Source organism: Litoreibacter meonggei (assembly GCF_003663885.1).
Lineage (GTDB): Bacteria > Pseudomonadota > Alphaproteobacteria > Rhodobacterales > Rhodobacteraceae > Litoreibacter > Litoreibacter meonggei.
Genome location: NZ_RCCE01000001.1, coordinates 204,588 through 224,450, shown reverse-complemented (window position 1 = coordinate 224,450; position 19,863 = coordinate 204,588). Strand labels below are relative to the sequence as shown.

At 58.2% G+C, this 19,863-nt stretch carries 20 protein-coding genes; 6 read left to right on the top strand and 14 right to left on the bottom strand.

Going from position 1 to position 19,863, the window contains the following annotated elements; translation table 11 throughout:
• Positions 1-4: 4 nt before the first annotated feature.
• The 6 genes from BCF46_RS01010 (at position 5) to cysE (ending at position 7,524) form a co-directional block, all read left to right on the top strand.
• On the top strand, positions 5-637 hold the full coding sequence (locus BCF46_RS01010) for a DUF2460 domain-containing protein (protein ID WP_121020858.1): 633 nt from the start codon (positions 5-7) through the stop codon (positions 635-637).
• Positions 634-1,509: a DUF2163 domain-containing protein gene (locus tag BCF46_RS01005; RefSeq protein ID WP_121020856.1), complete on the top strand. Its 876-nt coding sequence runs from the start codon at positions 634-636 to the stop codon at positions 1,507-1,509. Before BCF46_RS01010 ends, BCF46_RS01005 begins: the two co-directional genes overlap by 4 nt.
• Complete coding sequence (locus BCF46_RS01000) at positions 1,506-1,952, top strand: NlpC/P60 family protein (RefSeq protein ID WP_121020854.1); 447 nt, start codon at positions 1,506-1,508, stop codon at positions 1,950-1,952. Before BCF46_RS01005 ends, BCF46_RS01000 begins: the two co-directional genes overlap by 4 nt.
• Positions 1,952-5,905: a baseplate multidomain protein megatron gene (locus tag BCF46_RS00995; RefSeq protein WP_121020852.1), complete on the top strand. Its 3,954-nt coding sequence runs from the start codon at positions 1,952-1,954 to the stop codon at positions 5,903-5,905. The genes BCF46_RS01000 and BCF46_RS00995 overlap by 1 nt, the downstream gene beginning before the upstream one ends.
• A complete protein-coding gene (locus BCF46_RS00990) occupies positions 5,898-6,608 on the top strand; it encodes a DUF2793 domain-containing protein (RefSeq protein WP_121020850.1) in 711 nt (236 codons plus the stop codon). Before BCF46_RS00995 ends, BCF46_RS00990 begins: the two co-directional genes overlap by 8 nt.
• A 106-nt stretch (positions 6,609-6,714) precedes the next feature.
• Complete coding sequence (cysE, locus tag BCF46_RS00985; protein WP_121020848.1) at positions 6,715-7,524, top strand: serine O-acetyltransferase; 810 nt, start codon at positions 6,715-6,717, stop codon at positions 7,522-7,524.
• Between the two features lie 66 nt (positions 7,525-7,590).
• On the opposite strand, the gene BCF46_RS00980 is transcribed toward cysE, so the two are convergent.
• The 14 genes from BCF46_RS00980 to BCF46_RS00920 all read right to left on the bottom strand — a co-directional run bounded on the left by BCF46_RS00980 (position 7,591) and on the right by BCF46_RS00920 (position 19,780).
• On the bottom strand, positions 7,591-8,895 hold the full coding sequence (locus tag BCF46_RS00980) for a pyruvate dehydrogenase complex dihydrolipoamide acetyltransferase (RefSeq protein ID WP_121020846.1): 1,305 nt from the start codon (positions 8,893-8,895) through the stop codon (positions 7,591-7,593).
• Positions 8,896-8,905: 10 nt separating this feature from the next.
• Complete coding sequence (locus BCF46_RS00975) at positions 8,906-9,397, bottom strand: hypothetical protein (protein WP_121020844.1); 492 nt, start codon at positions 9,395-9,397, stop codon at positions 8,906-8,908.
• A gap of 3 nt (positions 9,398-9,400) precedes the next feature.
• Positions 9,401-10,771, bottom strand: coding sequence for a pyruvate dehydrogenase complex E1 component subunit beta (locus BCF46_RS00970; protein WP_121020842.1), 1,371 nt, complete (start codon positions 10,769-10,771; stop codon positions 9,401-9,403).
• A gap of 3 nt (positions 10,772-10,774) precedes the next feature.
• The gene (gene pdhA, locus BCF46_RS00965; protein ID WP_121020840.1) at positions 10,775-11,776 is read right to left on the bottom strand and encodes a pyruvate dehydrogenase (acetyl-transferring) E1 component subunit alpha; all 1,002 of its coding nucleotides are present in this window, start codon (positions 11,774-11,776) and stop codon (positions 10,775-10,777) included.
• Between the two features lie 160 nt (positions 11,777-11,936).
• Complete coding sequence (locus tag BCF46_RS00960) at positions 11,937-12,176, bottom strand: FtsB family cell division protein (protein WP_245989799.1); 240 nt, start codon at positions 12,174-12,176, stop codon at positions 11,937-11,939.
• A gap of 179 nt (positions 12,177-12,355) precedes the next feature.
• On the bottom strand, positions 12,356-13,249 hold the full coding sequence (locus BCF46_RS00955) for a fructose bisphosphate aldolase (RefSeq protein WP_121020836.1): 894 nt from the start codon (positions 13,247-13,249) through the stop codon (positions 12,356-12,358).
• Positions 13,250-13,334: 85 nt separating this feature from the next.
• The gene (locus BCF46_RS00950) at positions 13,335-14,105 is read right to left on the bottom strand and encodes an SDR family NAD(P)-dependent oxidoreductase (protein WP_121020834.1); all 771 of its coding nucleotides are present in this window, start codon (positions 14,103-14,105) and stop codon (positions 13,335-13,337) included.
• Between the two features lie 3 nt (positions 14,106-14,108).
• Entirely contained in the window at positions 14,109-15,287 is a 1,179-nt protein-coding gene (locus BCF46_RS00945) for a phosphoglycerate kinase (RefSeq protein WP_121020832.1), read from the bottom strand.
• Between the two features lie 93 nt (positions 15,288-15,380).
• Positions 15,381-16,385, bottom strand: a complete 1,005-nt coding sequence (gene gap, locus BCF46_RS00940) for a type I glyceraldehyde-3-phosphate dehydrogenase (protein WP_121020830.1) — start codon at positions 16,383-16,385, stop codon at positions 15,381-15,383.
• A 264-nt stretch (positions 16,386-16,649) separates the two neighbouring features.
• Positions 16,650-17,411, bottom strand: coding sequence for a hypothetical protein (locus BCF46_RS00935; protein WP_121020828.1), 762 nt, complete (start codon positions 17,409-17,411; stop codon positions 16,650-16,652).
• Between the two features lie 178 nt (positions 17,412-17,589).
• Complete coding sequence (locus BCF46_RS19655) at positions 17,590-17,733, bottom strand: hypothetical protein (protein ID WP_170157826.1); 144 nt, start codon at positions 17,731-17,733, stop codon at positions 17,590-17,592.
• 24 nt (positions 17,734-17,757) lie between these two features.
• A complete protein-coding gene (gene gap, locus BCF46_RS00930) occupies positions 17,758-18,756 on the bottom strand; it encodes a type I glyceraldehyde-3-phosphate dehydrogenase (RefSeq protein ID WP_121020826.1) in 999 nt (332 codons plus the stop codon).
• Between the two features lie 187 nt (positions 18,757-18,943).
• The gene (locus BCF46_RS00925) at positions 18,944-19,327 is read right to left on the bottom strand and encodes a cell division protein ZapA (protein WP_121020824.1); all 384 of its coding nucleotides are present in this window, start codon (positions 19,325-19,327) and stop codon (positions 18,944-18,946) included.
• A gap of 3 nt (positions 19,328-19,330) precedes the next feature.
• Positions 19,331-19,780, bottom strand: a complete 450-nt coding sequence (locus tag BCF46_RS00920) for a hypothetical protein (RefSeq protein ID WP_121020822.1) — start codon at positions 19,778-19,780, stop codon at positions 19,331-19,333.
• Positions 19,781-19,863 lie beyond the last annotated feature (83 nt).

The following is a 19,863-nucleotide window of genomic DNA, read 5'->3' as shown; positions in this document are numbered from 1 at the left end:
ATAGATGAATTTTCATGAAGTGCGGTTTCCGGCGTCTTTGTCCTTTGGCTCGCTGGGTGGGCCAGAGCGGCGCACGGAGGTGGTGACCCTCGCCAACGGGTTCGAGGAGCGCAACACGCCTTGGGCGCATTCACGCAGGCGGTATGACGCGGGCGTGGGGATGCGGTCGCTGGATGACGTGGAAGCCATGGTGGCGTTTTTCGAGGCGCGTCAGGGGCAGCTTTTCGGGTTCCGTTGGAAGGACTGGTCAGACTTCCGCTCGTGCAAGGCATCGGGAGAGGTGACGTTTGAAGATCAGGTGATCGGGCGTGGGGATGGCGAGCAGACCGAGTGGCCGTTGATCAAGACATATGCGTCTGGCGGGTATGACTACGCGCGGCCTGTGAAGAAGCCGGTTTCGGGGACCGTGTTAGTCGGGTTTGACGGCATCGTGCTGCAAGAAGGCGTGGATTGGGAGATTGATCTGAATACGGGTGTCGTGAGTTTTGGCGAGGCACCGGATGCGGGTGTGGAGATTACCGCCGGATACGAGTTCGACGTGCCCGTTCGGTTTGCGGTGGACGCGATCCAGACCAGTGTAGCGAGCTTTCAGGCAGGTGACGTGCCGAGCGTGCCGGTCTTGGAGGTGAGGGTATGAGCTTGCAGGAGCATTTGGCCGGTGGCTTGACCACCGTGTGCCGCTGCTGGGCTGTGACGCGGCGCGACGAGCGTGTGTTCGGCTTTACCGATCATGACGAAGGTCTGTCTTTTGAAGGGGTAGACTTCAAAGCGGACACGGGGCTGACAGCGAGTGCGTTGCAACAGGTCACTGGACTGGCGGTGGATAACACTGAAGCCGTGGGGGCGCTGTCGGATGACGCGGTGACGGAGGCCGACATCAATGCGGGGCGTTTTGATGGGGCTGAGGTGACCGCGTGGCTGGTGAACTGGCGCGACGTTGAGGCGCGGGAGGTACAGTTCAAGGGCTCGATTGGTGAGTTGAAACGCGCGGACGGCGCGTTTCACGCGGAGCTGCGCGGGCTGTCTGAGGTGCTGAACACGCCTGTAGGGCGGGTGTATCAGAAACCTTGTCAGGCGGTGCTTGGGGATAAGCGCTGCTGCGTTGATCTGACCGCGCCGGGGTATCGCAAGGAAGTGGCCGTTGAGCAGGTCGAGGCGGGGCGGGTGTTTCGCTTTGCCTCGCTGGCGGGTTTTGACGACCGCTGGTTTGAGCGGGGGCGGCTTGAGGTGCGCTCGGGCGCTGCCGAAGGCTTGGTTGCCATGGTCAAGAATGACCGTGTCGTGGAAGGCGCGCGGGTGATCGAGCTTTGGGAGGAGCTGCGGTTGCCGGTTGAGAAGGGCGACTTGGTGCTGCTGGAAGCGGGGTGCAACAAGCGGATCGAGACCTGCCGATTGAAGTTCCAGAATGTTGCCAATTTTCAAGGCTTTCCGCATATTCCGGGTGAGGACTGGCTGATGACCTACCCGCAGGACTCGGGCGTCAATGATGGCGGGAGCCGTTATAAATGAGTGGCATTTCTGAACAGATAGTAGCGGAGGCTCGGGAGTGGATCGGCACGCCCTACCTTCATCAGGCGAGTTGCAAGGGGGCGGGAGCTGATTGCCTTGGCCTTTTGCGCGGGGTGTGGCGGGCTGTTTATGGCACGGAGCCGGAAGCGGTGCCCGCGTATTCGGCGGATTGGTCGGAGCCGCAGGGTGAGGAGCGCCTGTGGGCGGCTGCACGACGGCGGCTGGTTGCCAAGGCGCTGGATGAGGCCGCGCTGGGCGATGTGGTGCTGTTTCGCATGCGCGAGCAGGGGGTCGCCAAACATCTGGGGATCACCTCGACACTGGGCGATGCCCCGAAATTTATTCATGCCTATTCGGGGCATGGGGTTGTGGAGTCTCCGTTCTCGGAGCCTTGGGCACGGCGCGTTGTCGCGCGATTTGAATTTCCGAAAGCAGGTAGCTGATGGCAACTATACTTCTCTCTGCGGCGGGGGCCGCTGTTGGCGGCGCATTGGGCAGCGGCGCGTTTGGGATCAGCTCTGTCGTCATCGGGAGGGCCATCGGCGCGACGATTGGCCGTGCGATTGACCAGCGACTTCTGGGGGGTGGCTCCCAGACGGTGGAGACCGGCCGTCTGGACCGGATGCGTGTCATGGGTGCCAATGAGGGCGGGGTGATCCCGCGTGTGTTTGGGCGTATGAGAGTGCCCGGGAACGTGATCTGGACCTCGCGATTCAAGGAAAAGGTGACGGTTACCCAGCAGCGGGGAGGCAAAGGGGGCGGCCCCAAGGAGACCACGCGTCAATACAGCTATTGCATCTCGATAGCGGTTGCGTTGTGCGAGGGTGAGATCGCCCGCGTTGGCCGGATCTGGGCGGATGGTACGATCATCCGCAAGTCGGATCTGAGCTTGCGGGTGTATCGCGGCACCAAGGACCAGCAGCCTGATCCTGTGATGAGCGCCATTGAGGGAGACGGAAGCGTTCCTGCCTATCGAGGGCTGGCCTATGTCGTTATTGAGGACATGGACCTCAGCGAATACGGCAACCGCGTGCCACAACTGACGTTTGAGGTGATCAGGCCATCGCGGGCGGAGGGCATCACAGAGCCGTTGGTGTCGGACCTAGTGAAAGCTGTTGCTTTGATGCCGGGTTCAGGAGAGTTCGCTTTGGCGACGACGCCTGTATATCGCACAGGAGAGTTCGGCGAAGAGGTTGCGGCGAATGTGAACAGCGCTGAGGGGGTGCCGGACTTAGTGTCTTCATTGGATGCATTGACGGAGGAATTGCCAAAGTGCCGATCCACCTCGCTTGTGGTGAGTTGGTTTGGAGATGACCTACGCGCTGGGCATTGTCGCGTTGCCCCGAAGGTGGAGGATCACGCGAGCACTGCTTTTGCCATTGGGAGTTCACCGATAGCAGGCGCTGATCCGTCGGTGTGGTCGGTGTCCGGGGTTGCGCGCGAGCAGGCTCAGATGGTTGCCCGAAAAGATGGTGTGCCTGTCTATGGGGGAACGCCGTCTGATGCTTCGGTCTTGGAGGCCATTGCCGCGCTGAAAGATGCCGGTCAAGGCGTCATGTTCTACCCGTTTATTTTGATGGAGCAACTGGAGGGGAATACTCTGCCTGACCCGTATAGCGGCAATGCTGGACAGCCTGCGTTGCCGTGGCGTGGGCGGATCACGTCTGAACGGGCGCTCGGGGTTGCGGGCTCTACCGATGGGACGGCGGCTGCCACTGCTGAGATTGCGGCGTTCACGGGGGCCGCGCAGGTTTCCGACTTCGCGGTAAGCGGTGGTGCGGTGAGCTATACTGGCCCGGCCGAATACACTTACCGTCGGTTTATTCTGCACTACGCGCATTTATGTGCTGCTGCCGGAGGGGTTGAAGCGTTCTGCATCGGCTCGGAGATGCGAGGTCTGACGCAAATCCGGGACGCCAGCGGGGGCTTTCCTGCGGTGGAGGTGCTTCGGGTACTGGCCGCAGAGGTGCGTGGGATCTTGGGTGCAGAGGTCAAGATTGGCTATGCTGCCGATTGGTCGGAATATTCTGGGTATCAGCCGCAAGATGGCTCAGGCGATTTGCTGTACCATTTGGACCCTCTTTGGGCGGACGACGCGATCGATTTTGTTGGGATCGACAACTACATGCCGATTTCTGATTGGCGCGATGGGGAGACGCATTTGGATGCGGATTCTGGCTCAATCTACGATCTGGACTACCTGCGCGGCAATATTCGCGGCGGTGAAGGCTACGACTGGTACTACCGCGACAGTGAGGAGCGGGCGTTGCAGATCCGTACTCCGATTGAGGACGGGGCGCATGGGGAGCCGTGGGTCTATCGCTACAAAGATTTATGGAGCTGGTGGGGCGAGGCACATCATGAGCGTGTTGGCGGCGTGCGGTCCACTGAGTCGAGTGCATGGGAGCCACAATCGAAGCCGATCTGGTTCACCGAGATGGGGTGCGCTGCGATTGATAAGGGGCCGAACGAGCCGAACAAGTTTCTTGACCCGAAATCGAGCGAGAGTGCGATCCCGCATTTCTCCAATGGCAAGCGGGATGACTATGTGCAGATGCAATATCTGCGCGCCTACTACGGGTTCTTCGGGGCTGTCGAAAACAACCCCGAAAGCGCAGTCTACGGCGGCCCCATGGTGGATATGTCGCGGGCGTTTGTCTGGGCGTGGGATGCAAGGCCCTGGCCGGACTTTCCGAGCAACCTGTCGGTTTGGAGCGACGGGCAGAATCACGTGACGGGGCACTGGCTGACGGGACGGACCTCGGTGATGCCGCTGGCGCATGTGGTTGGTGAGATATGCGAAAGCGTAGGGCTGTTGGCGTATGACGTGGATGGTCTGCATGGGATCGTGCGCGGGTTCAGTGTGGCTGAGTTCGACACACCGCGTTCGGCGTTGCAGCCCTTGATGATCGCGCTGGGGTTTGATGCCATAGAGCGTGGCGGCAAGGTCGTGTTCCAAGCGCGCCAAGCTGCCCGTGATGTGGCAATCAGCGACGCGGAATTGGTCGTTGATGGTGGCGAGGCTGCGCTAGAACAGATGCGCACGCCGGAGGCTGAGGTCGTCGGTGAGGTACGCCTCGGCTATGTCGAGGCCGAGGGCGAGTTCGTCGCACGTGTGGCGGGTGCGCGGTTCCCGCATGACGGGGCCGCGGACGTCACCCAAAACGAGTTGCCGCTTGCGCTGACCGATGCCGAGGCCACAACAATTGCGGAGCGCTGGCTGTCAGAGGCGCGGGTGGCGCGGGATGCCGTGAGCTTTGCGGTGCCACCTTCACGCAGCGATTTGCGCGCTGGGGATTTGGCAGAGCTTGCCGATGCCCGTGGCGACACAACCTTGTACCGCGTTGATCGTGTTGAGGATCGCGGTGCGCGCCGTATTGAGGCGGTGCGGGTCGAGCGTCAAATCTACACGCCGAGCGAGGCGGTGGAGAGTGTTGGAGAGGTGCGGCCCTTCGCGGTTCCGGTGCCTGTGTCGGCCCAATTTATGGACCTGCCCTTGTTGAAAGGCGATGAGGTGGCGCATGCGCCGTATATTGCCGCGACGGCGCGACCTTGGCCGGGGGGCGTGGCGGTGTACAGCGCGTCTGAGGATAGCGATTATGCGCTGAACTCGGTAATTGAGACACCTGCAAGGATGGGTGTACTGGCGTCGTCACTTGGATCGGCGGAAGCGGGGCTTTGGCAACGGGGCGCGCCGATGCGGGTTAAGGTTTCGGGCGCGCCTCTGAGCTCGGTCTCGCGCGATGCGGTGCTGAACGGGGCCAATGTGGCCGCGATCGGAGATGGCTCGTCTGATGTGTGGGAGATCATCCAGTTTGCGCGCGCGGAACTTGTGGGGCCGGATACTTACGAGCTGTCTGATCTGCTGCGGGGCCAAGCGGGCAGCGACGGGTTGATCCCTGATATCTGGCCTGCGGGCAGCCGCTTTGTGATGCTCGACGGTGGCCCGACACAGATCGAGATGCAGGCATCAGCGCGCGGATTGGCGCGGCATTACCGGATTGGTCCGTCGTTGCGGCCTTATGATGATCCCTCGTTCCGTTACTATATCGAGGCATTCCAAGGGATTGGCTTGCGGCCTTACGCTCCCGCGCATCTTAAGGTGCGCAACTCGGGACCAGATATACAGGTCAGCTGGACGCGTCGCACAAGGGTTGATGGTGACAGCTGGGCGGCGGTCGACGTGCCGTTGGGCGAGGACGTCGAGCGGTATCTGGTGCGGGTGATCCAAGCGGGCAGCGTTGTACGGGAAGCCGAAGTTGGCGCGGCGGCATGGACGTATTCAGGTGCGGACCAAACGGCGGACGGGCTGACGGGGCCTTACACACTCGAAGTGGCGCAGGTGTCCTTGCGCTTTGGACCGGGACTTTTCTCAAGGATTGAAATTAATGGCTGATACAGCAACTCTGAAACTTCCGCTGCTTGCGGCCTCGCAAGCGCAAAAACACGTTACAATGAATGAAGCCTTGGCGCGGATTGACGCGGCATTGCAGTTGAGTGTGGTGAGCCGGTCCTTGGTCACGCCACCTGTGCTGGCTGAGGAGGGCGAGTGTTACCTTGTGCCCCTTGGCGGTGTGAATGCGTGGGACAATGAAGACGGCAAACTGGCGTTCTACTTGAACGGCGGTTGGGAGTTTTTGTCGCCTTTGGCGGGATGGAAGCTGTTTGTCGGGGATGAGGCCGTGGATGTGCGCTTTGACGGGGTGGAATGGCAGGATAACCCGCTGTCGTCCTCGCCATTCGGGGCAAGTATGCGGGCGGAGACGGTGGAGTTTGACTTTGATGTTGGCACTGGTGCCAGCGCGCTTACAGGCTTTGTGATCCCGCAGGGTAGCGTAGTGCTGGCGGTAACCGGGCTTGTTGTGACGGCCATCACCGGCACATTAAGCGATTGGTCTTTGGGAGTTGATACTTCTGACGCCCGGTATGGATCGGGTCTGGGGATTGGTGCGGGATCATGGGTGCGTGGGCTGACAGGACAGCCGCAGGCTTATTACGGCAATACCCAGTTGAAACTAACGGCCAATGGTGGCGACTTTGCAGGTGGCACCGTGCGTCTTGCGGTGCACCTTCTACGGTTCGATTTGCCGCGACCATAACGAAACGTGATCAACCCGTTCACAGTTTCGCGCGTGACAGGGGTTTGGAATTGCCAGATTTTACCTATGTGGTGTATGAACGTAAGAACACTTTAAAGGACATCTGATGGCACATTCCGACCCCAAGTTGGCGAATATCGATCCGGTCTGGTCGCAAATCACAGAAGAAGCGCGTGTGGCCATTGCGGATGAGCCGCTCTTGGGCGGACTTATCCACGGCTCTGTCTTGCACCACGGCAAACTGGAAGCCGCATTGGCCTATCGGTTTTCGCAAAAACTGGCGTCTGCGGAGATGTCAGAACAAATTTTGCGCGAAATCGCAGATGAGGCCTATGCGAGTGATCCCACGCTTGGGGAAGCGGCGCGCGCTGACATTGTTGCGGTTTATGATCGTGACCCCGCGTGCGATCGGTTCCTTCAACCTGTGCTGTTCTTCAAAGGATTTCAAGCAATCCAAGCCTACCGCATCGGGCATTGGCTGTGGAAGCAGGGCCGCAAGGACATGTCTTACTTCGTACAAATGCGGACCTCGGAGACCTTTGGTGTGGATATCCATCCTGCGGCGCGGATCGGCAAGGGTATCATGATCGACCACGCCCATTCCATCGTGATTGGTGAGACGGCTGTCGTTGGCGACAACGTCTCCATGTTGCACTCGGTCACGCTGGGCGGGACGGGGAAAGAGCATGACGACCGTCACCCGAAAATCGAGAACGGTGTGCTGATTGGTGCGGGCGCGAAAGTTCTGGGTAATATCACGGTGGGGCATTGCTCCCGCGTGGCTGCAGGTTCTGTGGTGTTGGAAGAGGTTCCACCGATGAAGACTGTGGCCGGAGTTCCCGCCAAGATTGTGGGTGAGGCGGGGTGCACGCATCCTTCGATCTCAATGGATCAGATGATTGGTACCAAAGGCTGATATTAAATAATTAGGTAGAAAAAGGCCGGATCGTTTGATCCGGCCTTTTTTATTGAATAGCGAGGGCTAGGCGAGCATGCCCATCGGGTTCTCAAGGTTATCCTTGATCGCGTTGAGCAAATTGGCCCCAAGTGCGCCGTCAATCACACGGTGATCGACGCTCAGCGTTGTGGACATCACGGTCGCCACTTTCAGCTCCCCATCTTCGCCCACAACAGGTTTTTTTGCACCTGCGCCCACAGCCAGAATTGCGGCGTGGGGTGGGTTGATGATGGCGTCGAAATTGTCGATCCCGAACATACCCAAGTTGGAGATCGCAAAACTGCCGCCCATGTATTCATGTGGTGCAAGTTTGCGGTCGCGGGCGCGCGTTGCAAGGTCCTTCATCTCTGTAGAGAGGGCAGACAGCGATTTCATGTCGGCGTCTTTCAGGACCGGTGTGAATAACCCGCCTTCGATTGCCACCGCTACTGCAACGTCGGAAGGCTTTAGGCTCAGCGTACGATCGCCAGCCCAGACGGCGTTCGCATCCGGCACTTGTTGCAAGGCCAGTGCGCAGGCTTTGATGATGAAATCGTTAACCGACAGTTTCACGCCGCGGGCTTCCAGTTGCTTGTTCAGTGTTGCGCGGAACTTGAGAAGCGCGTCCAGTTGGATGTCACGACGCAGATAGAAATGCGGAACCGACTGCTTAGCCTCTGTCAGGCGGGCCGCGATGGTTTTGCGCATGCCGTCGAGTGGCTGCTCCTCGTACTCGCGGCCCTCATACATCTTGCGCACTTGGTCGGTGGTGGGGCCAGACGCCATCGCCGGAGCGCTGGCGGCCCCTGCTGGCGCGTCGGTCGATGTTGCTTGTTGAGCTTTTGGTGTGGCTTTTGCACCTTCCACGTCGGCCTTCACAATGCGCCCTTTAGGGCCGGAGCCCTTTAGATCGGCCAAATCAATTCCTTTGTCCGCGGCTATCCGGCGGGCAAGAGGGGATGCGAAGATACGTTCACCGTCAGATTTGGATGGTGCAGCAGCGGGGGCGGCTGCCGGTGTAGGCGCGTCATTTTTAGGGTCTTCAGTTTTGGACCTCGGCGTTTCTGTAGGCTTGGATGACGTCTCGCCAATGTCGTCGGCGCTTTCGCCGTCTTCCAGCAGAACCGCAATCGGTGTGTTCACCTTCACGCCGTCGGTGCCCTCCGACACAAGTATCTTGCCGACGACACCTTCGTCTACAGCTTCAAATTCCATCGTGGCTTTGTCGGTCTCGATCTCGGCCATGATGTCGCCGGAATTAACGGTATCGCCTTCTTTCACTAACCATTTGGCAAGCGTGCCTTCCTCCATAGTGGGGGAGAGCGCGGGCATGAGAATTTCTATTGGCATGGTCTGGTCCTCAGATTGAGAATGAGTAGAAAAGCGTGGCGATGTCGATCACAAGGACAGCCGCGCAAAATGTGAGAAAGGCTACGATAGAAAGCCGTTTGGCTCGTGACACCATTGGGTGGCGCTGCTCGAGCCAGTCGGAAAACGAGTCGATCTGGGCAGCCTCGCTTTGTTGCTGTTTAGCGAGGTAGTCTACCCCCAGTTCGAGACGTTGCTGCTCGAGAACCACGTAGACAATTGCCGCAAAAGTCACGAAGCACACCACGGACATCATCGCGCGGATAGGGAGGGTCGAGGTCAAACTCCCCTCGATTGACAGCGCTTGGAATGCGATGTTTTCAATCGCACCCAAGTTAAACGCAACCGTTAGAAATGATGCGAAGAGGAACGCCCCACATACCCAGATCAGGTTGCGGTTGTTTTCACGCTGCGAGGTTGTGAAGCTTTCGAAAAGCCACCTGCTTGCCTCGATGGAGTGTAAATTTTGGCGTTCCTGAACCATCTTCTAGCGGTAGGTGACAGCTTTTACCGCGTCGATGACCTCTTTGGTCGTCGTCAGTGCAAGCTTTTCGAGGTTGGCCGCATAGGGCATGGGGACGTCCTTGCCAGTGCAGTTGATGACGGGCGCGTCGAGGTAATCGAACGCCTCCTGCATCAGGACCGAACTGATGTAACTGCCAATGGAGCAGACAGGGAAACCTTCCTCCACAGTGACGCAGCGGTTGGTTTTCTTGACGCTTTCGATAATCGCACCAGTGTCCATCGGGCGCAGCGTTCGTAGGTCTAAAACTTCGGCGCTGATACCATCTTCTGCCAATTTATCAGCGGCCTCCAGTGCGTACTTCATCCCGATGCCGAAGCTGACGATGGTCACATCCGTGCCCTCACGCCAGATTTTCGCCTTGCCGAACGGTACCGTGTAGTCATCCATGACCGGGACGTCGAAGGACTGGCCGTAGAGAATTTCGTTCTCAAGGAAGATCACCGGATTGGGGTCACGAATAGCGGTTTTAAGCAGTCCTTTGGCGTCTGCGGCCGAGTAGGGCATCACGACTTTCAACCCCGGAATTTGCGAATACCAGGCAGCGTAGTCGTGGGAGTGCTGGGCGCCGACGCGCGCCGCGGCCCCGTTGGGGCCGCGGAACACAATCGGGCAACCCATCTGGCCGCCGGACATATACAGTGTCTTGGCTGCAGAGTTGATGATGTGGTCAATCGCCTGCATGGCGAAGTTGAAGGTCATGAATTCCACAATCGGGTTCAAACCACCGAACGCAGCGCCCACGCCGATACCGGCAAAGCCGTGCTCCGTGATTGGTGTGTCGATGACGCGTTTGGAACCGAACTCGTCCAGCAACCCTTGGGAGATTTTGTAAGCGCCTTGGTATTCGGCGACTTCCTCGCCCATCAGGAATACTTCCGGCGTGCGGCGCATTTCCTCGGCCATGGCGTCGCGCAGGGCTTCGCGGACCGTTGTTGGCTTCATTTCAGTGCCTTCAGGGATGTCCATTTCGGCAGGAACGACCACCGCGACAGGCGCGCCGGGGTTGGCGGACATCGGCTCGTCAATCGGGGCTTTGTCCTCGTCGTCAGAACCAGCACCAGAAGACGCTTCAAGGTCATCGGCGCTTTCGCCTTCCTCAACCAAAATCGCTATGGCGGTGTTCACTTTCACGCCTTCGGTGCCTTCCGTGATCAGGATTTTGCCGATGATGCCTTCGTCTACGGCTTCAAATTCCATCGTGGCCTTGTCGGTTTCGATTTCAGCCATAATGTCGCCGGAGGAGACAGTGTCGCCTTCCTTCACAAGCCACTTGGCAAGAGTGCCTTCTTCCATGGTGGGCGAGAGGGCGGGCATTAGAATTTCGGTCGCCATGTCTTAAGCCTCCGCTTCCATGTAAATGTCGGTATAGAGCTCGTCCAAGCTAGGCTCGGGGCTTTCTTTGGAGAAATCGGCCGCTTCGTTCACGATGCCCTTGATCTCCTTGTCGATGGCTTTCAGATCATCGTCAGTTGCATGTTTTCCGGTCAGCAGCATGTCGCGGACCTGTTCGATGCAGTCCCGCTCGTCGCGCATCTTCTGAACTTCTTCGCGCGTGCGGTATTTCGCAGGATCTGACATGGAGTGGCCGCGATATCGATAGGTTTTGACTTCAAGGATATAGGGGCCTTTGCCCGCGCGGCAGTGCGCCACGGCTTTCTCTGATGCTTCCTTGACCTTCAGAACATCCATGCCATCTACTGCCTCGCCTTTAATCCCAAAGGCGGCGCCACGGGTGTAGATGTCGGGCGACGAGGTAGAGCGGGCCATGGCAGTGCCCATCGCGTATTCATTGTTCTCGATTACGAAAATCACCGGCAGATCCCACAGCGCGGCCATGTTAAACGCCTCGTAGACCTGACCTTGGTTCGCGGCACCGTCGCCGAAATAGGTAAACGTCACATTGTCATTGCCGCGGTACTTGTCAGAAAACGCCAGACCTGCGCCCAGAGGCACCTGAGCCGCGACGATGCCGTGCCCTCCATAGAAATGCTTCTCCTTGGAGAACATATGCATGGAGCCGCCCTTGCCTTTGGAATAGCCGCCTTCGCGGCCCGTCAGTTCGGCCATAACGCCTTTAGGGTCCATGCCGCAGGCCAGCATGTGGCCATGGTCACGGTAAGAGGTGATGCGCTTGTCGCCCTCTTTGGTGGCTGCTTCCAAGCCTACAACGACGGCCTCTTGACCAATGTAGAGGTGGCAGAACCCACCGATCAGGCCCATTCCGTACAGCTGGCCCGCTTTTTCTTCAAAGCGACGGATCAAAAGCATGTCGCGGTAAAAGCTTAGAAGCTCTTCCTTGGAGACATTCGCTTTCTTGGTGGTTTTCTTGGCGGCCATGCTGGCAGTCCTCCCAAAATCTTAGCGCAAAAGGGTATAGTTTAACGTTAAACTATCTTTTACCAGAGCTTTTGGGAAAGATCACCCCGTTTAAGTGCCGCAAGGAAAATTTTGGCAGGGGTGCGCTGAAATTAAAATATAAAGGATTAAACTTAGTGGGTTAACGCAGCAATATTTCGTCGGAGCGCATCAAACCCAAAGTTAAGCGAGCCTGAACATCTAGTAGATCCAGATCAAGATAATTGTCGGAGAGACGCCGCGTCTTGTTGCGCATCTCTGCCACTTGAGCCTCAAGAGTGTCCAGTTCAGCGCGCAAGGTTTCGATCTCGGCTTCAACCTGAACTCTGCGGAAGATGCCGTAGTCGCCTTGCACTGCTGCAAAAACGAAATACGCCCCCATCAGGAGGAATACCGAAAAGATCAGCAAGGGCGTGATGCCAAAAGTGGTGCGCGAATTGGTCAATGTAAACCTCGGGGTGCGCCTCTTTGCGGACGCTACCCGAAATGAATCGCACATGTGATTCGATTTGTGAATCCCCTAAATTGCTAAATCGGCATTTTTGTTAAGGTTTTTGCCAATTATCCCGCCACAGATGCCTGATAAATGCTGTCGATGGTTGCCGCGATCAGCTCGTTGAACTCGGCGTCGGTCTGTTGGGCGGATAGCCCTTCGGTCAACGCACGAGAGAAGCTGGCAATCACACCTGTGTTCTTGGACAACCGGGCGTTGGCCTCGGCGCGGGAATAGCCGCCCGACAGTGCAACGATGCGCATAACGCGCGGATGGCTGACCAAGGGGTGATACAGGTTCGCGACCTCTGGAAGGGTCAGTTTCAGCATCACGTCTTTGCCTTCGGGCAGGGCATCCAGTTGCTTGGTCAGTTCCACCAGCAGGATCGCCTCGGCTTCGGCCTTGTCAGCGATGGTAATGTTTATTTCCGGCTCAATAATCGGCACCAGACCGTGGCCCATGATCTGGCGACCCAGATCAAACTGCTGCGCCACGTTGGCCGCGATGCCAGACGCCGACGCTGCGTTGATGACCGAGCGCATCTTCGTCCCGAACATGCCCTTTTCCACGCCGCGTTTCAGCAGTGCATCAAGACCGTCAATATGTTTCATCAACTGGACGCCATCGGCCTCGGCTTCCAGACCCTTGTCGATTTTCAGGAACGGGACGACGCCGCTGTCTTCCCAGATGAACTTGCCGGACGGGACGCCATCCATCTCGCGGTCCATGGTCTTCTCGAACAGGATCGCGCCGATGACTTTGTCGCCCCTGAACGCTGGCGCTTTCACGATGCGGGTGCGCATTTGGTGGATCTGGTCGAACATTTCTTCGTCATTGGCGTAGGCGTCTTCGGTGACACCATATTGGCGCAACGCTTTCGGGGTCGACCCGCCGCTCTGGTCCAACGCGGCGATGAAGCCGTTGCCGTTGCGGATTTGCTCGAGTTGTTCGGAGTTCGACATGATAGGCCTCGCCTTGGATACGCTAAATTGCGCAATCTCTAGGCTAGGGGGCGTGCGGTTGCAACGATGCTTGCGCTAACGGCGCTCAGGAGCGCACATAAAACTGCGCGACAACCCACGTCAGAAGCCCGCGCGGGGTGAAGCGGGGCATGAAGGCGAACACTTTGTTCATGAACCCCGGCACGATCACCCGCTTGCCGCGCAACATGCCGGACCAGCCAGCGTCAGCCACATCCTCGGCGGTCATGGACAGGCTCAGCTTCAGCAGCCGCACATCCTTCATGTCGGCGTCTTTGAAGAACTCCGTAGCGGTGGGGCCGGGGCAAAGCACCGACACGGAGATGCTGCTCCCCGCCAGTTCCTGCGCGACGGCCTCGGACAGCGACAGCACATAGGATTTGCTGGCGTGATACACCGCCATTTGTGGGCCGGGCATAAAAGCGGCGGTTGACGATACGTTGAGGATTTTGCCGCCGCCGTTTTGCTCCATGTGCTGCACGCCCGCCTTCATCAGCTGGGTCAGCGCGATCATATTGACCTGCGCTGTAGCCTCTTCGCGGGCGGTGTCGGTTTTCAGGAATGGCCCGTTGATGCCAAGCCCCGCGTTGTTCACTAGCACGTCGATGGGGCCGATTTGTGTGGCCTTGGTCCAAAGCCGTGTCGCCCCGTTCGCGGCATTCAGGTCTGCGATTACCACGTGAACATCTCGTCCGGTCTGGCGCAACTCAGTGGCCAGCGCTTCCAATTTATCTTCCGAGCGAGCGCTCAGGATCAGGTCACGCCCGTCTTGCGCGGCGCGACGGGCGATGGCTTTGCCGATCCCCTCGGAAGCCCCGGTGATCAGCACATAGCCCATGTCCTATCCTTCCAACGCGGCAACACCGGGGAGGGTCTTGCCCTCCATCCACTCCAAAAACGCGCCGCCCGCGGTGGAGATATAGGTGAAATCATCCTCATGCCCGCTCGCATTCACGGCCGCCACGGTATCGCCACCGCCAGCGACAGAGACCAGTTCGCCAGCCTTGGTCTGGCGCGCGATTTCGTCGAGCACATCGAAGGTCGCTTTGTGAAACGGTGCCAGTTCGAACACGCCAAGCGGGCCGTTCATAATGAGCGTCTTGGCGTCTTTCAGGACGCCCATGATGTAGTCCACGGTTTCGGGTCCGGCATCGAGGATCATCTGGTCCTCGGGGCAGTCGCCAGCGGCAACAGTCTGATGTTGCGCGTTTTCCTTGAACTCCTTGGCGACGACGATGTCGCGCGGCAGGATGATTTCGCAGCCGGTCGTCTTGGCCTTGGCGATGATGTCGCGGGCGGTGCCGGCCATCTCATGCTCGGCCAGCGATTTGCCCACGCCGATCCCCTGTGCTGCAAGGAAAGTGTTGGCCATGCCGCCCCCGATCACCAGATGGTCGACCTTTTCCACGAGATTGCCCAGCAGGTCGAGCTTGGTCGACACCTTCGCCCCGCCAACAATCGCAACCACAGGGCGTTCAGGTGTGCCAAGGGCGGCTTCCAGCGCGCTGAGTTCTTCTTGCATCAGGCGCCCCGCGCAGGCGGGCAACAACTTGGCGAGCGCTTCGGTCGAGGCATGCGCACGGTGTGCGGCAGAGAACGCATCGTTGACATAGACATCGCCCAGCGAGGCGAGGCGCTGTGCGAAGCCCGCGTCATTTGCCTCTTCGCCGGGATTGAACCGCAGGTTCTCCAGCAAGGCGATTTCGCCAGTTTGCAATGCCGCGATACGCTCACCGTAGCTGCCGTCAATAAATGCGACAGGCTGGTCCAGAATGTCGGATAAGGTCGGGACCACATGGCTCAGCGACATGTCCGGCACCACCTTGCCTTTTGGGCGGCCGTAATGCGCCATCAGGATCGGTATGCCGCCAGCGGCCAGCACGTCACGTACGGTGGGGATGATGCGGTCGATGCGGGTGGTGTCGGTAACATGGCCATCTTCCATAGGCACATTGATGTCCACACGGATCAGCACGCGTTTGCCATCCAAATCCATATCGTCGAGTGTCTTCCAAGCCATGTGCCGTCTCCATAAATGCTTACGGCCCGCTTCTATAAGGAGCGGGCCGTGTGATCTAGTCGTGGCATTTGAATATTTATGCCAAGATGAAGTCTAGAGGAGTTTCCCCATCGCGACGGCGGTGTCGGCCATGCGGTTGGAGAAGCCCCATTCGTTATCGTACCATGTCAGGATGCGAACCATGTTGCCGTCCAGAACTTTGGTTTGATCCGCTGCAAAGATCGACGAGCGCGGGTCGTGGTTGAAGTCGGAACTCACCAGTTTTTTCTCGGTGTAGCCAAGGATGCCTTCGAGCGGGCCGCTTTCGGCTGCCGCAGCGATTAGAGCATTGACCTCCTCTATGGTCGTATCACGAGACGCTTCGAAGGTCAGATCCACAACCGAGACATTCGGTGTGGGCACGCGGATGGCGACGCCGTCCAGTTTGCCATCCAGCTCTGGTAGAACCAATCCGACGGCCTTTGCAGCGCCGGTCGAGGTTGGGATCATGGACAAGGCCGCTGCGCGCGCGCGGTACAGGTCATTATGCATAGTGTCCAAAGTTGGCTGGTCACCCGTATAGCTGTGGATCGTCGTCATGAAGCCTTTGACGATGCCGATATTGTCTTGCAGCACATGTGCCACCGGCGACAGGCAATTGGTGGTGCAGGATGCGTTGGAGACGACGATATCGTCCTTGGTCAGGCTGTCGTGGTTCACGCCATAGACGATTGTCTTGTCCGCGCCTTTGCCCGGTGCCGAGATCAACACGCGCGACGAGCCGTTTTCCAAATGCGCTTGGCAGGCTTCTTTCGAGTTGAAGATGCCTGTGCATTCCAAAACGATGTCCACGTCACCCCAAGGCAGGTCGGCAGGATTGCGCAGGGCGGTCACTTTGATCGGGCCTCGCCCCACATCGATAGTGTCGCCGTTGACGACTACTTCTTGCGGGAAACGGCCATGGACTGAGTCGTATTGCAGCAAGTGGGCGTTGGTCTCGACCGGCCCCAAATCGTTGATCGCGACGACTTCAATGTCGGTGCGACCGCTCTCGATGATGGCGCGCAAGACGTTGCGACCGATACGGCCAAATCCGTTGATGGCTACTTTAACTGACATGGGGGAGACCCTCCTGATGGGAGATTAGAAAAACTGTTACCGCTAACAATCGCATTTTCGAGCAAAGGTCAACCTGTGGGCGTCAAATTTGGAAGGGTGTGCAGGAAGGATCGACAGCCGAGCAAACGCTTTGCCGCACAAAGTTGACGATACGTTTGCGCCAGATTTCCGATGCTTCAGGCTGTTCAATGGTGCAGCTGACGTGTTAGCGGGTTTCAAAGACCGACACTGCCGGACGACCGTCAATCTTAGACGCGCGATCCGTCAGGATTTCCGGACCAATACGCGCTTGGATTTCGTATCCTCATAGACCGTTGTCATCGTTCGTCCATCCAAAAGTCTGGCCGCACTGTCGGGGTGGTTTGCAGTGTAATTGTTTCGCAAGTCCAGACAAACCGCACCTCCCGCTTCGATGACCCGATCAAAAAGCGGAACGTATTCATCAACGGGGTAGTGGAAGCCGCAGGAATACAGGCTGGTGACCAGATCGCCGGTTAGTCCCTCTAGGGCATCGGGTGTCTTGCGCGGGTTGATAGTCACCGCCTTTGATTTTGCAACGCCGTTTGCGTGCAGCAGGGCTTTGGCATTGTCCAAGCTGGCGTAGCCGCTGCCTTGATTGGACCACTGATGGTATTGATCGGGGGTGTGTTCGATATCGACCAATGTGAAATGCGGCTTAAAATCCCGATGTAGGAACAGATCATTGATTGCCTGTCCGCACCCGATATCGATAACCCGCTTTGGCGCAATCTTCAGGGCTTTCAGCTGGTCTCGTAGCGGGACGTATTCTTGGTAGATCTCCAGCAACGCCCCTTCAAAAATTTCGCGACGTCGGGTTTCGGCCTCGGCCTGAAGCGGCGCGGGGTTGCCGTTCATCCAAGATAAACGCGCCTTGCGCCCGATTTGTTTGGTACGCTGAAATCCGAGCAACATAATCGCATCTGTTGTCAGACTGCTGTCGGAGAGGTCCAATTTCGTAATGTCGTCGGCAGTTGCTATGGAGTCTATTGCGGGTCTGTCGAGCATTACGTTTCCTTTGCTGGTCGTCGAGCTGGCCATGAATGAGCCGGGTGTGTGTGACTGTTATTGACAGTGTGTTGGTGTTCGTCAACGAAATCCCATTCAGCCCGATTGATCGTCGCAAGATGCGCCAAAACTGCACTGGATGTGATCCGCGGCCGGCCGGAATGCCGACGCAGCCAACTTACCGCCAGAAAGCCATATATTCTGTTAGAATCATCAGCTTCTTTCCCAAGAAGATGTGCAAATCCCAACCGAACACCAAAAGATCAGCGGCAATGATGCCGCCGATCAGGATCGCCAAAACGATAGCTATCTTGTTGGTCATGTAAGGCGCGGGCCCTCTGAAGTATCAGAGGCGTCCCATTGCAGAGGCCACGTCGGCCATGCGGCAGGAAAAGCCCCATTCGTTGTCATACCAAGCCAATACCCGAACCGTGCGGCCACCGACAACCTTTGTCTGGTCCGGCGCGAATATGCAGGAGTAATTGGTGTGGTTGAAGTCGATGGAGACTTTCTGCTCGGGGTCATAGCTAAGCACGGCCCCCATATGGCCAGCGGCAGCCTCTGCCACCACAGCGTTCACGTCCTCGACAGTGACGTCCTTGGACGCCTCGAATGTCAGGTCCACGGCGGATACGTTGGGGGTAGGGACGCGCATCGCGGTGCCGTCCAGTTTGCCTGCCAGTTCCGGCAGCACTTCGCCCAAGGCTTTCGCGGCACCTGTGGAGGTCGGGATCATCGCCATGGCTGCTGCGCGGGCGCGATACAGGTCGTCGTGGCGGCGGTCCAGTGTCGGCTGGTCGCCGGTGTAGCTGTGGATCGTGGTCATGATGCCGCGCTCGATACCAATCGCGTCGTTCAACACTTTTGCCAGCGGGGCAAGGCAGTTGGTGGTGCAGGAGCCGTTGGAGATCACCTTGTGTTCTGGCAGCAGGTCGCGGTGGTTCACGCCGTAAACGATGGTGCGGTCAACGCCAGACGCTGGCGCGGAGATCAGCACGCGCTTCGCGCCACGTGTCAGGTGAACTTCTGACTGTTCCTTGGAGTTGAACTTGCCGGTGCATTCCAGCACGACATCAACGCCGCTCCAGTCCAATTCCTGCGGGTTGTAGGTCGAGAATACTTTCATCGGACCACGACCGATATCCATTGTGTCACCGTCAACGCGAACCTCTTGGCCAAAGCGGCCGTGGACGCTGTCGTATTTCAGCAGATGAGCGTTTGTCTCGATCGGCCCGGTGGCATTGATTGCGACAACTTGGATGTCGTTGCGGGCACTCTCGGCGATATGGGCGAGGGTACAACGGCCAATACGGCCAAACCCGTTAATTGCTACGGTGGTGGTCATGGTCACTTGTCCCTCTACGCTCCGCTTAATCTTGTCACGTGGTATAAGGGTAGACACTACATGTGGATAGGTTGATTTGGCTTAAAAATTAAGCTGTTAGCGTTAACACGTAAACAATAAGCCGACGCAGAATGCCGCAGTTTCCGTGTTAGCGTTAACGTTTTGCGGGCGCGCGTGGCTCAGAGGCTCACGCGCGTTTGGCTTCAAGTGATTCTGCCAGCGCTTCGGAGCGTGCCGCCAGCTCTGCCAATGTGTCTGTGACCGACGCAGGTACGACCGGTACTTCCACAGTTTTCTGCGGGGCGGCTCTGAGGTTTTCCACCTCGCGGGTCATCTTTTCGAGGCGATCGTCGGCGGCGCGTAGGTCTTCTTCCAACCCGGCGGTTTTGTCAGCCAGCATCAGGCCCGCCATCAGCAGCATGCGGGTTTCCGGCATGCGCCCGATTTGATCGGCCAACACGCTGGCTTCATTGTCCAGCAATTTGGCGGCAGTCTGCAAGAAATGCTCTTCACCGGTTTGGCAGGCAACCTGAAAGGTGCGGCCCCCGATTTCGATATTGATCTCAGGCATGGGTTAACCCTCCTTAACCAGTGGCGCGATTTCGCTCAAAATGTCGTCGAGTTCCGCCAGATCAGCGGTTCGGGCGGCTTGCAGCGCGTTGTTTTCGGTTTCCAGCGCTGTGTTGATCGAGGCATCCGCACCTTGATGTTCGGCGTTGGCCGCGCGCAGCTGCTTGTTGGTTTCACGCAGCGCATCCATGGCTGCTTGCAGGCGCTTGTTTTCGGCTTCCATGGTTTCCAGCCGGTCCGTCAGACGGGTCACTCGGGTTTCCATTCGCTCCATGCGGGCCAGGTTTTGCTGTCCGGCTTCAACCAGCCGCGCGTTGGTATCACGCTCAATTTCAAGTTCTTCAACCATATCGGCATCCGGTGCCGCAGGGGCGCTGGCAATCTGGTCTGCGCTATACGCAATTCTGTCCAACGCGGTGATAATGCGTTGCTCCAGCTCGGTGACGTCAGTCATGTTTGTCCCTCGTCTCGTAGGAGGACCCGAAGGCGGGATATCCCGCCACGAATCAACTCCGTGCCTCACAGGCTTGATTTTAA

Coding starts and splice junctions, on each gene's coding strand:
- BCF46_RS01010 (WP_121020858.1), top strand. CDS start 5: ATGAATTTTCATGAAGTGCGGTTTCCGGCGTCTTTGTCCTTTGGCTCG.
- BCF46_RS01005 (WP_121020856.1), top strand. CDS start 634: ATGAGCTTGCAGGAGCATTTGGCCGGTGGCTTGACCACCGTGTGCCGC.
- BCF46_RS01000 (WP_121020854.1), top strand. CDS start 1,506: ATGAGTGGCATTTCTGAACAGATAGTAGCGGAGGCTCGGGAGTGGATC.
- BCF46_RS00995 (WP_121020852.1), top strand. CDS start 1,952: ATGGCAACTATACTTCTCTCTGCGGCGGGGGCCGCTGTTGGCGGCGCA.
- BCF46_RS00990 (WP_121020850.1), top strand. CDS start 5,898: ATGGCTGATACAGCAACTCTGAAACTTCCGCTGCTTGCGGCCTCGCAA.
- cysE (WP_121020848.1), top strand. CDS start 6,715: ATGGCACATTCCGACCCCAAGTTGGCGAATATCGATCCGGTCTGGTCG.
- BCF46_RS00980 (WP_121020846.1), bottom strand. CDS start 8,895: ATGCCAATAGAAATTCTCATGCCCGCGCTCTCCCCCACTATGGAGGAA.
- BCF46_RS00975 (WP_121020844.1), bottom strand. CDS start 9,397: ATGGTTCAGGAACGCCAAAATTTACACTCCATCGAGGCAAGCAGGTGG.
- BCF46_RS00970 (WP_121020842.1), bottom strand. CDS start 10,771: ATGGCGACCGAAATTCTAATGCCCGCCCTCTCGCCCACCATGGAAGAA.
- pdhA (WP_121020840.1), bottom strand. CDS start 11,776: ATGGCCGCCAAGAAAACCACCAAGAAAGCGAATGTCTCCAAGGAAGAG.
- BCF46_RS00960 (WP_245989799.1), bottom strand. CDS start 12,176: ATGGGGGCGTATTTCGTTTTTGCAGCAGTGCAAGGCGACTACGGCATC.
- BCF46_RS00955 (WP_121020836.1), bottom strand. CDS start 13,249: ATGTCGAACTCCGAACAACTCGAGCAAATCCGCAACGGCAACGGCTTC.
- BCF46_RS00950 (WP_121020834.1), bottom strand. CDS start 14,105: ATGGGCTATGTGCTGATCACCGGGGCTTCCGAGGGGATCGGCAAAGCC.
- BCF46_RS00945 (WP_121020832.1), bottom strand. CDS start 15,287: ATGGCTTGGAAGACACTCGACGATATGGATTTGGATGGCAAACGCGTG.
- gap (WP_121020830.1), bottom strand. CDS start 16,385: ATGTCAGTTAAAGTAGCCATCAACGGATTTGGCCGTATCGGTCGCAAC.
- BCF46_RS00935 (WP_121020828.1), bottom strand. CDS start 17,411: ATGCTCGACAGACCCGCAATAGACTCCATAGCAACTGCCGACGACATT.
- BCF46_RS19655 (WP_170157826.1), bottom strand. CDS start 17,733: ATGACCAACAAGATAGCTATCGTTTTGGCGATCCTGATCGGCGGCATC.
- gap (WP_121020826.1), bottom strand. CDS start 18,756: ATGACCACCACCGTAGCAATTAACGGGTTTGGCCGTATTGGCCGTTGT.
- BCF46_RS00925 (WP_121020824.1), bottom strand. CDS start 19,327: ATGCCTGAGATCAATATCGAAATCGGGGGCCGCACCTTTCAGGTTGCC.
- BCF46_RS00920 (WP_121020822.1), bottom strand. CDS start 19,780: ATGACTGACGTCACCGAGCTGGAGCAACGCATTATCACCGCGTTGGAC.